Source organism: Streptomyces sp. NPDC000410 (assembly GCF_040300305.1).
Taxonomy (GTDB): Bacteria; Actinomycetota; Actinomycetes; order Streptomycetales; family Streptomycetaceae; genus Streptomyces.
On the sequence record NZ_JBEPDM010000003.1, the window covers coordinates 299,807 to 312,927 of the forward strand.

A 13,121-nucleotide genomic window follows, 5' to 3' on the forward strand; every position below is an offset into this window, starting at 1 on the left:
CTCCGTCAGCCAGCCCGACGGCCTGCCCACGGACGGGGCGGGACGGGTGCCCGGTGGGACAACACAGCCGCTGACACGTCGTGCCTCATACGCTCAGAGTTGAGGAAGTTTCCCGGTGCAACCATCCGGCAGGTGTCCGGAACGCCCCCGCCGACTGGCTGGCGACGCACCCGCCGCCCGGCCGGACCGGGGATCCGGCCTCGGGCGCCTCGCGGGGCGGAGCGGGGCGTGGTACGAATCGGACAGTGGTCCGATGGGAGTGGAGCACCCGTGATCCGGGTATTGGTGGTCGACGACGAGGCCCTGATCCGTACGGGCTTTCAGCACATCCTCGACACGGCCGACGACATCGAGGTCGTGGCGGCGGTCACCGGCGGCCAGGCGATCCAGACGGCGCAGGAGATTCGCCCCGACGTCGTACTGCTGGACATCCGGATGCCGGACGTGGACGGACTCACGGTCCTGGCAGGCCTGCGCCGGCTGCCGGACCCGCCGGTCGTGGCCATGCTCACGACGTTCGACATGGACGAGTACGTGGCGACGGCGCTCCGCTCCGGCGCCGCCGGCTTCCTGCTCAAGGACACCGACCCCGAGGGGCTGCCGTTCCTGGTCCGGACCCTGGCCGACGGCGGCACCGTCCTGTCCTCCAAGGTCACCCGGACCGTCGTGGACGGATACCTGGACGGGGGCTGCCAGGAATCCGTCTGCCACGAGATTCTCGAGCGGCTGACCACCCGTGAGCGCGCCGTGCTCGTCCTCATCGCCGAGGGCCTGTCCAACGCCGACATCGCCGCACGGATGCACCTGAGCACCGGCACGGTCAAGGACCACGTGAGCGCCATACTCACCAAGCTGGGGGTGGGCGGTCGCGTACAGGCCGCTCTGCTCGCGCAACGGGCCGGTCTGCTCAAGCCGCCGAAGGACCGGGAGGGGGGATGAGCCCGCGCCGCCTGCCCGCCCCGCTGCTGGACGCGGCCCTCGTCGGCGTCTCGTTGTTCGACGTCTGGGCCAATGTCGCCACCGCCCAGCCGGCCCGCCTGGCGTTCGCCCTCTTCGCCGCCTTCTCGCTCCTGCTGCGCCGTCGCCTGCCGCTGCTCACCTTCCTGCTCACCCTGCCCGCCGTCCTGCTCTCCGACGCGATCTTCGCCGCGCTGGCCGCGCTGTACACGCTCGCCTCACTCACCCGCCGTCGCGGCCTGCTGGTGCTGTGCGCGCTGGCGTTCACGATCTGCGACATGACGTCGTGGCCGGCACCGAATTTCGATCTCTCGGACACCGCCACCCTGATCACTCTCGGCTACACCGCCGCGACGGCGGCCGCTCCGGTCTTCCTCGGCCAGCTCGTCCAGACCCGGCGTGACCTGTCGCTGCGGATCGCCGAGATCTCCGAGGCGCGTGACCACGAGCGGCTGCTGACCGCCCAGACCGTGCTGGCCAGGGAACGCGAACAGCTCGCCAGGGAGATGCATGACGTGGTCTCTCACCAGGTCAGCCTGATCGCGGTGCGGGCCGGGGCGCTCCAGGTCGGCACCCGGGACTCCGAGGTCAAGGAGGCCGCGGCCACGATCCGGCGGCTCAGCGTGCAGACCCTGGACGAACTGCGGCACATGGTCAGCGTGCTGCGTGCCTCCGGGGGCCGCCCGACGGAGCTGACCCCGCAGCCGTCCCTGGCCGGGCTTCAGCAGCTGGTCGACAACAGCGGTATCAAGGCCCAGCTGCAGACGGAGCTGCCCGAAGGGCTTCCGTCGACCGTCCAGCGCGCCATATACCGCACCGTCCAGGAGGCTCTGACCAACGTGCGCAAGCACGCCCCCGGCGCCACGGCGACGGTCCGCGTCTCCCACGAGGGCGGCGCCGTGCGGGTCACGGTCACCAACACCGCACCGCAGCGGCCCGCCCTTCCACTGCCCAGTGCGCACTACGGTCTGGTCGGTCTGCGTCAGCGCGCAGCGCTCCTCGGCGGCACGGTCACCGCCGGTCCGACGGCCGACGGCGGCTACGAGCTGCGGCTGGAGCTTCCGGCCGAGGGCGCGTAGCGACCGTGCGGTGACCGCGTGGTGTCGTGCGGTGGCGGTGCGGTGACCGCGTGGTGTCGTGCGGTGGCGGTGCGGTGGGTGGCGTGGTGCCGTGGCGGTGGCGGTGGCGGTGGCGGTGCGGTGGGTGGCGTGGTGCCGTGGCGGTGCGGTGACCGCGTGGTGTCGTGGCGGTGGGTGGCGTGGTGCCGTGGCGGTGCGGTGACCGCGTCTGTGGTCGCTCAGCCGCGCAGGTAGGCGAGCACCGCGAGGACCCGGCGGTTCGTCGCGTCGGTCACCGAGAGATCGAGTTTGGTGAGAATGCTGCCGAAGTGCTTGCTGACGGTGCCTTCACTCACGTGCAGTGCCTCGGCGACGGAGACGTTGGACTTGCCCTCGGCCATCAGCGCCAGGACTTCCTGCTCGCGGGCGGTGAGCCGGGACAAGGGGTCACGGCGGTGCCGCAGCAACTGCCGGACGACCTCGGGGTCCACCACGGTGGCTCCCTCGGCGACCCGCCGGACCGCGTCGACGAATTCCTCGACGTGCCCGATCCGTTCCTTGAGCAGGTAGCCGACGCCCGTACCGTCCGAGGAGTCGAGCAGCTCCTCGGCGTAGGCGCGCTGGACGTACTGGCTGAGTACCAGAACGGGCAGCTCAGGCTGCCGCTCGCGCAGGGCGATCGCCGCCCGCAGGCCCTCGTCGGAGTAGCCGGGTGGCATGCGGACGTCCGTCACGACGATGTCCGGGCCGTGCTCGGCGACCGCGTCGGTCAGCTCCTGGGCGGTCCCGACCCCGGCCACGACCTGGTGTCCGAAGCGCTCCAGCAGGCTGATGAGCCCGTCCCGCAGAAGGACACTGTCCTCGGCCAGCACGATGCGCGACATCAGATCCTCGTTCGGAAGGAAGGGCAGGGGACCCGCAGGCGCAGGACGGTGGGCCCGCCGGGCGGGCTGGACACTAGCAGGTGCCCGTCCACCACCGAGAGACGATCGGCCACGCCCTGAAGGCCCGTGCCGGTGCGCGCTGCGCCCGCGGAGGAGGTGCCGGTGCCGGTGCCGGTCATCGCGTCCGCTCCGCCCACGCCGTCGTCCCTGACCTCCACGATCAGTTCGCCGCCCTCGACCCCGCCGGACACGTCCGCCCGTGCCGCCCGGCTGTGCTTGGCCACGTTCGCCAGTGCCTCGCAGACCGCGAAGTACACGGCGGTCTCTATCGCTTCGGGCAGGCGTCCCGGCAGATCGAGGTCCACGCCGACGGGTATCGCCGACCGGTCGGCGGCGTCCTCGACGGCGGCCTTCAGGCCGCGGTCGGTGAGCACTTGGGGATGGATGCCCTGGATCAGCTCCCTGATCTCCACCAGCGCCTTGTCCGCCTGCTCGTGCGCCTTGGCCAGCAGACTTCGCAGAGGCTCGCCGGGACTCTCCAGCCGGGCCAGCCCGAGCGTCATCGACAGGGCCACGAGCCGCTGCTGAGCGCCGTCGTGGAGATCGCGCTCGATTCTGCGGCGCTCCGCCTCGAAGGCGTCCACGAGTCGCATCCGGGACCGGCCCAACTCCTGGATCCGGGAGTCGATTTCGACATCGCGCGAGGACAGCAGCTGCCGGGTCAGCGCGGCGCGCACCGCAGCCACCAGGCCCAGTGGGTAGGCGAGGAGGGGCAGCAGCAGCGCGCCGGCCAGTGCCGCGGCGAACGCCTGGGGATACGAGTCGGCCAGCCACAGCTTCAGTACGCGGACCTCCTCCCCTCCGCCGGCCGTCGCCATGACGACGGGGGTCGCCAGCAGACCGCCGCTGACTGCCAGGGCCATCCCCACCACCAGCGCGTCCAGCGGCCACAGTACGAAGGCGAACAGCAGGGCGTACCCCAGCTCCCGCCAGGTGGCCCGCTCCTTGAAGCGGACGCGTGCCCAGGCCGTCAGGCCAGGGCTCTCCGGCTCGCGGTGCGCGCTGACCAGTGCGGTGGAGTCGATGAGCAGCAGTCTGCGGCGCTCCACGGCGGCCAGCGGAATGCCCGCGAGGGCGAGCATCAGCAGCAGCGGGACGCCGATCAGGACCACCGCCAGCGCGCTTCCCGCTATCGCGAGCAGGAGCAGCGAGATGAGGGTGGCCAGACCGATCGGGACGCTGCTCAGCAGATACAGCGCCGACCGCCACGGCCAGCTGCTGAGGAGATACCGACGTCCTTGCAGTGCCTGCCGGAGACCGGAAGAGATCATGAAAGAACGGTAGGCGGCGCCGCGAGGGGGCGACCAGCCTGCCGGCTACACCTTCGGGGGGTGGCCAAGCGGCAGGTGAGGGTGGAGCTACCTCCACCATCGAGATGGCGTTCTGCTGCGATGTGCGCGAGGCCCGGGCCGGATTGAGTGAGCGGCATGAATGAAGCAGCCCTCCGACTCGGTTCGGTCACCCGGTCCTTCGGCACCGGAGCGGACGCGGTGACCGCCCTGGACAGTGTCACGCTCACCATCCCCAAAGGGACGTTCACCGCGGTCATGGGGCCCTCGGGCTCCGGCAAGTCGACTCTGCTCCAGTGCGCGGCCGGGCTCGACCGGCCCACGAGCGGCGCGGTGATGCTGGGCGACACCGATCTGACGAAGCTCGGCGAGACCCGGCTGACGCGGCTGCGGCGCGACCGTATCGGCTTCGTCTTCCAGGCGTTCAACCTGCTGCCCTCGCTCACCGCGGAGCAGAACGTGGCGCTCCCGCTGCGTCTGGCGGGCCGCAGGCCGAAGCGGGCCGCCGTTCTCGACGTGCTGGAGCGGGTGGGGCTGCGCGACCGTGCCGGTCACCGGCCCAGCGAACTGTCCGGTGGTCAGCAGCAGCGTGTGGCGCTGGCCAGAGCCCTCGTGACCCGTCCCGAAGTGCTGTTCGGCGACGAGCCGACCGGGGCCCTGGATTCCAGGACCGGCGCGGAGGTCCTGGCACTGCTGCGTGACATGGTCGACCGGGGCCAGACGGTGATCATGGTGACGCACGATCCGGTCGCCGCCTCGTACGCGGATCGCGTGCTGTTCCTCGCGGACGGCCGAGTGCGCGACGAGCTGTACTCCCCGGCCGCGGACCAGATTGCCGCGCGGATGACCAGGTCGGCGGTGGCCCCGTGCTGAGTGTGGTGCTCAGAGGCATACGGACGCGCTGGGTCACCTTCATCGGGTCCTTCGTCGCGCTGGCCCTGGGGGTGGGGCTCATCGCCGCCACCGGCCTCGCGCTCGCGGCCACGTTCCAGGCTCCGCACCGCGGACCGGAACGCTTCGCCGAGGCTCCTGTGGTCGTACGGGCGTCGGACACGCTGCGGGTGCGGACGCCGATCGGCGAGCGTACGCAGCGGCTCTCCGATCCACGTCCCGTTCCGGCCGGCCTGGTGGCCGGCCTGAAGGGCCTGGGCCGTACGGTCGCGGACCGGACGTTCCCCGTAGCCCTCGGGAACGCCGCGGCGGGCGGCGGCGGTGAGGGAACGGTCGGACACCCGTGGTCGGTCGCGGCGTACGCGTCCTACCGGCTCACCGGTGGCCGGGCCCCCGCGACGCCCGGGGAGATCGTCGTCACGGACGGGGCCCATGCCGGTGCCGGGCTCGGTGACCGCGTCAAGGTCGTGACGCCGGCCGGGAGCGGCAGCGGGACGGTCGTCGGGACCGTGCGGGCCGCGGGCTTCGAGACCGCCGTGTTCTTCACCGACTCCGAGGCGGCGGGGATCTCCCCGCCCGTCGACGCCGTCGTCGTGCACGCGGACGCCGCCGCGGTGCGGGAGGCGGTCGGGTCCGCCGGGGCCATGGGCGCGGGAATGGTCGTCCTCACCGGGGACGACCGGCGCAGGGCCGACCCGGACCCGGACCGGGACAGCGAAGCCCTCGTCTCGGTCAACGCGCTGCTGGGTACGGCCGCGGGCATCACCGGGTTCGTGTCGGTCTTCGTGGTGGCGTCGACGTTCTCGTTCGCCGTGGCACAGCGCAGACGCGAGTTCGGCCTGCTCCGCACGGCCGGTGCCACTCCGGGCCAGGTCCGGCGCGTGGTGTTCGCCGAAGCCCTCGTCATCGGTCTGGCGGCGTCGGCGGCCGGCTGCTGGCTGGGGCGCGCCGCGGCGCCCCGTCTGGCCGAGTGGATGGTCGACTCGGGGATCGCGCCCGGCTGGTTCGCCATCGGTGAGCAGACATGGCCCCTGCACACGGCCTTCTGGACGGGTCTGTGCGTGGCGCTGGCGGGCGTTGCGGCCTCGTCGTACCGGGCGGGGCGGGTCAAGCCCACCGAGGCGCTGCGCGAGGCCGTCGTCGACAGCCGGGCGATGCCGCCGAGCCGCCGGCTGCTGGGCGCGGCGGTCCTGCTGGCCGGACTTGGGCTGCTGGTCTGGGCGTTGGTCACCGACCCCGGTGAGGTGCTGAAGCGGAAGACGTACACCACCCGGCCGATGCTGCTGATCGTCGGATTCGCGCTGTTCGCTCCGGTGCTCGTGCGGCCGTTGACCCGGCTCATGACGTGGCTGCCCGCGCAACTGCCGGGCGCCACCGGACTGCTGGCGCGGCAGAACGCCGTCATCGCTGTGCGCCGGACGGCGGCGGTGGCCGCTCCTGTGCTCATCACGGTCGCGCTGGCGGCGTCGCTGATGGGCACGACGGCCACCATCAACGAGGCCAAGGCCCGAGAGGCGGCCTCGCAGACGACGGCCGACCACGTGGTGGCCGCCGGGGCGGGAGGCAGGTTGTCGCCGGAGTTCGTGCGACGGGCGCAGAGCATCCCGGGCGTGGTCGTGAGTGTCTCCCGTTCGACCTCGGTGAGCGTGCTCGAAGAGGGCGTCGCGCTCGTCAGGTCCGAGGCCAGGGTGGTCGACCCGACCGGTCTTGCCGCCGTGTCGGAGCTGCCCGTGGTGTCGGGCCGGGTGAGCGATCTCGATGACGACAGCATCATCGTCAACGAGGAATGGGAGGCCCGGACCGTCGGGCAGCGGGTCAGTGTCTGGCTCGGCGACGGCCGCCAGGTGTCCCTGCGCATCGCCGCGGTCCTGCGGGTCGGCACCGGAAGCAACGGTGTGTATGTGACGCCGCGCCATGCCGGCGGCGCCGGGGCCGACCGCGTCGACATCAAGCTCGTCGCGGGTGCGGACAGGGCGGCCGTTCTCGCGAAGCTGCGCGAGGCGGGGCGGGCGACGGACACACCTGTGCTGACGAAGGAGGCATGGGTGGCGGCGCACTATCCCCGCTCCAGTGAGAACACCCGCCTCGGGACGCTGATGATTCTGGGCATCGCCCTGGTGTACACGGGTATCGCGCTCGCGAACACCCTGGTCATGGCCACTGCCGACCGGGTCCGTGACCTCGTGGTGCTTCGGCTGACCGGAGCCACCCGGCCGCAGGTCCTTCAACTGGTCGCGGCGGAGGCCCTCGTGGTCGTCGCGGTGGGCACTGTGCTCGGCGCCGCCGTGGCGGGGCTGAACCTGCTGGGCGTCTGGGGCGCATTGGGGGCGCTGTCCGTCCGGTCGCCCCTGGTGGTGCCCTGGGGAACCGTGGGCGCGGTCGTGGGCGCGAGCGCCGTACTGGCCGTCGTGGCCGCCGTCGTACCGGCGATGATGGCGCTGCGTACGAAGCCGGTCGAGCTGGCGGGCATGCGCGAGTAGCGCATGCCGGGCCCGTGAGCCCACTTTGGTCGCGCGGGGGTGAGACGAAAGTGGGCCGCGGACGCTGCCGTACCTTGCCTAAGGTGCGGACGTGGACGGGGCTTTGAAGAGTGGGGCAGTGAAGAGCGGCACGCCGAGGAACGGCGTACCGGGGAACGCGGTGTCGTGGATCCGGGCCGGATGGCGCTGGCTGGCGGCCCCCGAGCTGTGGTCCCGGCGCAGGCTCGCGGGCGAGGCCGTCCTCGCCCTCGTTCTGGGGCTGATGGGCGCCGGCATGGCCGAGTTGCTGGGTGCGGAAGGGCTCGTACTCGCCGCGCAGGGCGTCGGGGTGGCCGTGCTGTCGCTGATGCGGCGCCGACTGCCCGCCGGCGTGCTGGTCCTGACATCCGCGCTGACTCCGCTGGTCGACGGGTTCGTGCCACTGCTGATGATCGTGGGCTGGTCCGCCGGGCGGCGGATCGTCGGGGCGGGGCGGGCGCTGGGCGCGTTCACCGGCTCGTACCTGCTCTTCGTCGGTGTCACGGTCGCCGCCAGCTGGTCCCAGCAGGTCGCGATGACCATGGTGTTCCTCACCACGCTCTACTACGTCGCGACGACGGTCGTCCCCGGACTGGCCAGCCGCTACTGGATCCAGCGCCGGACCCTGCTGCACACCCTTCAGGAACGCAATGTCCAGCTGTTGCGCGAACGCGCGATGGTGGCGGGACAGGCGCGGCTGCGCGAGCGGCAGCGGATCGCCCAGGACATGCACGACAGCCTCGGGCACCAGCTGGCGCTCATCGCCGTGCACACCGGCGCGCTCGAGGTGGACCCCGAGCTGACCGACCGGCAGCGGGAGGCGGTCGGTGTGCTGCGGGCCGCCTCGGTGACGGCGATGCACGAGCTGCGCGAGGTCGTCGGCATCCTCAGGGACGGGGTGGAGGCCCCCGTGCCGGAACCCGTGTCCCCGGGCGAGGCGGCACGCTCCGCCCGTGGCGCGGCCGGTATCGCGGGGCTGGTCGACGCGGCCCGAGCCGCGGGCAACACGGTGGAGCTGCGGCGCACAGGCGAGGCTCGGCCCCTCGCGGCGGCCGCCGACCACGCGGCGTACCGCATCGTCCAGGAGGCGCTGACCAACGCGTACAAGCACGCGCCGGGCGCGCCGATCAGCGTGGAGCTGCGCTACGAGCCCGACTCCTTCGTCGTGGAGATCCACAACGCGGCGGCCCCCGACGTGGGCGGCGAGGTCGTCAGTGGCGGTCAGGGGCTGACGGGGCTGCATGAGCGCGCCCGGCTGGTCGGCGGGATGGTGCACGCCGGTCCGGCCACCGGCGGTGGCTTCCGGGTGGCGGGCGTACTGCCGTATGGCGTCGTCGAGGCCGCGCCCTTCGTCGAGGTGGCGGACGACTTCCGGCAGCAGTCGCCGACGGTCCCGCTCGGGAACGGTGGTCCGGTCGTGAACTGGACCGTTTCGGAGAGGGAGCTGGCGATGAGTGGCAGGGGCAGTACAGGCGGCGGGGTCGCGCTGGGATGCGGGATATCGGCGGCTGTCGCGGTGGTGCTGGTGGTGGCCGCGGCCTTCGGGCTGTTCTTCCTGGGGACTTCCTTGGACAAGGGCATGATCGAACCCTCCAAGTACGACGCGGTCGAGATAGGCATGTCGGAGAAGGAGGTACGCGACCAGCTGCCCAGCGGCGACGGGATCGCGACGATCGGCCTCGAAGGCAAGGGGCCGAAGGAGCCGGCCGGGTCGACCTGCCTGGTGCTGGCGTCGACCGAGTTGGGGTCGGCCTGGGATGTCGAGCCGGTGTTCCGGTTCTGCTTCAAGGACGGCAAGCTGATCGAGAAGAAGACGTACGAGGTCAAGATCTAGCCGGGCCGCGCGGGCGGCCCGGGTGTGACGCCGGCTGCCGGACATCTGGCGGTGGGGAAGTAGGGGGAGTTCTTGTGACCGGTTCGCCGATCAGGGTTGTGATCGCCGACGACGAGCCGCTGATTCGCGCCGGGATACGGATGATCCTCACCTCCGACCGCGGGATCGAGGTGGTGGCGGAGGGGTCGACCGGCCGCGAGGCCGTCGACCTGGCCCGCTCGCACAGCGCGGACGTGGTCCTGCTCGACATCCAGATGCCGGTCATGGACGGCCTCACCGCACTGTCCGAGCTGCGCAGGGCGGTTCCGGCGGCCCGGGTCATCGTGCTCACGACCTTCGGAGAGCGGGAGAACGTGCTGCGGGCGCTGGAGCACGGCGGCGCCGGCTTCCTGCTGAAGGACACCGCCCCCGCGGAACTGATCGGGGCCGTGCGCGCCGCGGCCGCCGGCGACGCCTATCTCTCGCCCGGGGCCACGAGGCATGTCGTGGACCAGCTGGCCTCGGGGCGGGCGGCGGCGCGCGGGGAGCGGGCTCGGACGCGGGTGGAGGCGTTGAGTCTGCGGGAGCGTGAGGTGCTGGCCCTGCTCGGGGAGGGCCTGTCCAACGCCGATGCGGGCCGGCGGCTGCATATGAGCGAGGCCACCGTGAAGACGTATGTGAGCCGGATCCTGGCGAAGCTGGAATGCGAGAACAGGGTTCAGGCGGCGCTGTTGGCGAGGGACGCGGGACTGTAGGCCCCGCGCGGGGGCGAGGCCGCGGTGCGAGGGTCTTCGGCGCGAAGCCGGGGCCGGGCCTGTGGTGCGAGGCCGGGGCGGGCTTGCGGGGCGGGCCTGTGGTGCGAGGCCGGGGCGGGCTTGCGGGGCGGGCCTGTGGTGCGAGGCCGGGGCGGGCTTGCGGGGCGGGCCTGTGTGCGAGGCCGGGGCGATGATGGTGGCAGGCCGCTGCGATGTTTCACGTGGAACATCGGGGGTGGGGGCTGAGGGCGTACGCGCCGATGTGCGGGGGCGCGCTGACGGCGGTGCGGACCGGCTGCTCCGGCAGTTGTCCACAGGGGGAGACGGCTGCCGGGCGTGGCGGTACGGTCGTGGGCAGTTGATGTTGTGCGACGTCGGGGGAGGCGGTCCCGTCATGGGTGAGGTCGAAGCGGTCGTGCCGGAGCAGCTGTCGGTTTCCGGGAGCGTGCGCCTTCCGGAGGTTCCTGGTTTCTCCCCTCCGGTCGCGGGTGGCGTGCCGGACTCTCCCCGGCAGGCCGGCAAGGCGCTGCGGGAGAAGGTGCCGCGCGCGTCGCACGATTCCCTGGTGATCCGGGCGGATCGGCCGGACATGGTGCGGGCGGTGGAGGTGTCGAGCCGAGGCCGTGTGCCCGAGCTCGTGCCGATCCGGGTGGGCCGGATGGCCGCGTCCCCCTTCGCCTTTCTGCGCGGTGCCGCCGGGCTGATGGCCTATGACCTGGTGGGCACGCCGGTCACCGGCGTCGCGGCGCAGATCTGCGGTGACGCGCACGCGGCCAACTTCGGGCTGTACGGCGATGTTCGCGGGCGGCTCGTCATCGATCTGAACGACTTCGACGAGACCGTGACCGGGCCGTGGGAGTGGGACCTCAAGCGACTCGCGGCCTCGATCGTGCTCGCCGGACGAGAGGCTGGCGCGGACGAGGACACCTGCCGCAAGGCTGCTTTCGATGCGGCGGGGGCCTACCGCCGGACCATGCGGCTGCTGGCCAGGCTCCCGGTGCTGGACGCGTGGAACGCCATCGCGGACGAGGAGCTCGTCTCGCACACGGACGCGCGGGACCTGCTCGGCACGCTGGAGCGGGTTGCGGCGAAGGCCCGGATCAATACGAGCGCGCGGTTCGCCGCCAAGTCGACGGAGACCGGGCCGGACGGCAGCCATCGCTTCGTGGACGCTCCCCCCGTGCTGCGCCGGGTGGGCGACGAGGAGGCGGCCGCCGTCGCCGCAGCCCTCGGACCGTATCTGGAGACTGTCTCCGAGGACCGGCTGCCGCTGCTCGCCCGGTACGCCATCCACGACGTGGCGTTCCGGGTCGTGGGCACGGGGAGCGTGGGGACGCGGTCCTATGTGGTGCTGCTGATAGACCACCGGGGGGAGTCGCTGGTGCTCCAGGTGAAGGAGGCACGGCCCTCGGTGCTGCTGCCTCAGCTGCCGGCGGTGGGCTTCGAGGCTCCCGAGGTGACGCACGAAGGGCGCCGGGTGGTCCTCGGGCAGAAGCGGATGCAGGTGATCAGCGACATCCTGCTGGGCTGGACCACGGTCGAGGGCAGGCCGTTCCAGGTGCGGCAGTTCAGGAACCGCAAGGGCAGCGTGGACCCGACGGCCCTCGCGACCGACCAGGTGGACGACTACGCCCGGATGACGGGTGCGCTGCTGGCCAGGGCTCACGCGCACAGTGTCGATCCCCGGCTGATCGCGGGGTACTGCGGCAAGAACGAGGAGCTGGACGAGGCTGTCAGCGGTTTCGCCGTGCTGTACGCGGACCGTACGGAGGCGGACCACGCCGAGCTGCTGGCGGCGGTGCGCAGTGGGCGGATAGCCGCCGAACTGGGGGTCTGAGAGGCGCGTCACCCCGGGCCACAAGGCCCGGGGCCCGGCTTGAGGGCCGGTCGCCGGGCCGGGTGTCCGGCTGCCCGAGGGGCGGCGGCGGCCGCCCGCCGGGCCCGAGGGCGCTCTGCCATACGCTGGGCAGGTGACCCAGGACGCTCCCGGGAGCCCGACGGCCCGGAACGACGACGAGCAGGACGATCACCGCGTGGACGAGCAGAACGTGCAGGGTGCGCAGGACGAGCCGGTCGAGCAGGCGGCCGGTGATGTTGGTGATCAGCGGCCTGAGGCCCGCCTGGAGCGGGCCGTGCGCGCGGCCGAGCAGGCGCTGATCGAGTTCGAGATCGCGGTGGAGACCTTCCGGGTCGAGGTGGAGAACTTCTCCCGCCTGCACCACCAGAAGCTCGGCCCGATGTACTCGCGGCTCGACGAGCTGGACGCCCTGATCGCCGAGGCCCGCGCGGCGCGCACCGGCGACCCGGAAGATCTGCGCAAGGCGCAGGAGGCGCGGGCCATGGTGATGCCGATGCCCGGCGTCGACGAGCTCTTCCACAACTGGATCGACTCGGACGGTCTGTCGCCGGAGGCCGCCGCGATGCTGACCGACCAGTCCGTGCAGCCGCCGAAGCGGGTGCGGCCCAGCGAGGAGGTCCGCAGGCTCTACCGCGAGCTCGCCCGCAAGGCGCACCCGGACCTGGCCCAGGAGGAGTCGGAGCGCACGCGCCGGGAGGAATTCATCACCCGGGTCAACGCCGCGTACGGGCGGGGCGACGAGGCTCTGCTGCGCCAGCTGTCGCAGGAGTGGGAGGCCGGGCCCGCGCCACAGCCTCCCCGGCTCAGCGAGAGCGAGGAGCTCTACGCCCGCCTGGAGTGGCTGGCGCAGCGCAAGGAGCTGCTCACCTTGGTCGCCAAGGAGCTGGAGGACAGCGCGATCGGCGCGATGCTCCGGATGGCGCCCGACGACCCGGACCGGCTGCTGGAGGAGATCGCCGAGCAGCTGCTGGCGCAGGTGGCCGAGCGCGAGAGGGAGCTGGCGGGCCTGATGCAGTAGTCCGGCGCAGCAGTCCGGTGCAGCACCCCGGTGCAGTAGG

At 72.3% G+C, this 13,121-nt stretch carries 10 protein-coding genes; 8 read left to right on the forward strand and 2 right to left on the reverse strand.

Features of this window, described 5'->3' with window-relative positions; translation table 11 throughout:
- Nucleotides 1–270: 270 nt before the first annotated feature.
- Both ABT342_RS06765 and ABT342_RS06770 read left to right on the forward strand, forming a co-directional pair.
- Nucleotides 271–939 (forward strand): response regulator, encoded by a 669-nt coding sequence (locus ABT342_RS06765; RefSeq protein WP_351567998.1) that lies wholly within the window; start codon nucleotides 271–273, stop codon nucleotides 937–939.
- Nucleotides 936–2,036: a sensor histidine kinase gene (locus ABT342_RS06770; protein WP_351568001.1), complete on the forward strand. Its 1,101-nt coding sequence runs from the start codon at nucleotides 936–938 to the stop codon at nucleotides 2,034–2,036. The genes ABT342_RS06765 and ABT342_RS06770 overlap by 4 nt, the downstream gene beginning before the upstream one ends.
- Before the next feature lie 218 nt (nucleotides 2,037–2,254).
- Here ABT342_RS06770 and ABT342_RS06775 read toward each other — a convergent pair whose 3' ends face one another.
- Nucleotides 2,255–2,899 carry a response regulator gene (locus ABT342_RS06775; protein ID WP_351568003.1) on the reverse strand — a complete coding sequence of 215 codons (645 nt, stop codon included), beginning with the start codon at nucleotides 2,897–2,899 and terminating at the stop codon, nucleotides 2,255–2,257.
- Entirely contained in the window at nucleotides 2,899–4,230 is a 1,332-nt protein-coding gene (locus ABT342_RS06780) for a sensor histidine kinase (protein WP_351568005.1), read from the reverse strand. Before ABT342_RS06780 ends, ABT342_RS06775 begins: the two co-directional genes overlap by 1 nt.
- Before the next feature lie 156 nt (nucleotides 4,231–4,386).
- Between ABT342_RS06780 and ABT342_RS06785 the strand changes: the two genes are divergently transcribed.
- The 6 genes from ABT342_RS06785 (at nucleotide 4,387) to ABT342_RS06810 (ending at nucleotide 13,081) form a co-directional block, all read left to right on the forward strand.
- On the forward strand, nucleotides 4,387–5,121 hold the full coding sequence (locus ABT342_RS06785; RefSeq protein ID WP_351568007.1) for an ABC transporter ATP-binding protein: 735 nt from the start codon (nucleotides 4,387–4,389) through the stop codon (nucleotides 5,119–5,121).
- A complete protein-coding gene (locus ABT342_RS06790; RefSeq protein WP_351568010.1) occupies nucleotides 5,115–7,619 on the forward strand; it encodes an ABC transporter permease in 2,505 nt (834 codons plus the stop codon). The genes ABT342_RS06785 and ABT342_RS06790 overlap by 7 nt, the downstream gene beginning before the upstream one ends.
- Nucleotides 7,620–7,788: 169 nt before the next feature.
- Nucleotides 7,789–9,471: a sensor histidine kinase gene (locus ABT342_RS06795; protein WP_502965476.1), complete on the forward strand. Its 1,683-nt coding sequence runs from the start codon at nucleotides 7,789–7,791 to the stop codon at nucleotides 9,469–9,471.
- Nucleotides 9,472–9,545: 74 nt separating this feature from the next.
- Complete coding sequence (locus ABT342_RS06800) at nucleotides 9,546–10,205, forward strand: response regulator transcription factor (RefSeq protein WP_351568013.1); 660 nt, start codon at nucleotides 9,546–9,548, stop codon at nucleotides 10,203–10,205.
- A gap of 394 nt (nucleotides 10,206–10,599) precedes the next feature.
- Entirely contained in the window at nucleotides 10,600–12,042 is a 1,443-nt protein-coding gene (locus ABT342_RS06805; RefSeq protein ID WP_351568016.1) for a DUF2252 domain-containing protein, read from the forward strand.
- Nucleotides 12,043–12,175: 133 nt separating this feature from the next.
- On the forward strand, nucleotides 12,176–13,081 hold the full coding sequence (locus ABT342_RS06810) for a hypothetical protein (RefSeq protein WP_351568019.1): 906 nt from the start codon (nucleotides 12,176–12,178) through the stop codon (nucleotides 13,079–13,081).
- Nucleotides 13,082–13,121: the final 40 nt, after the last annotated feature.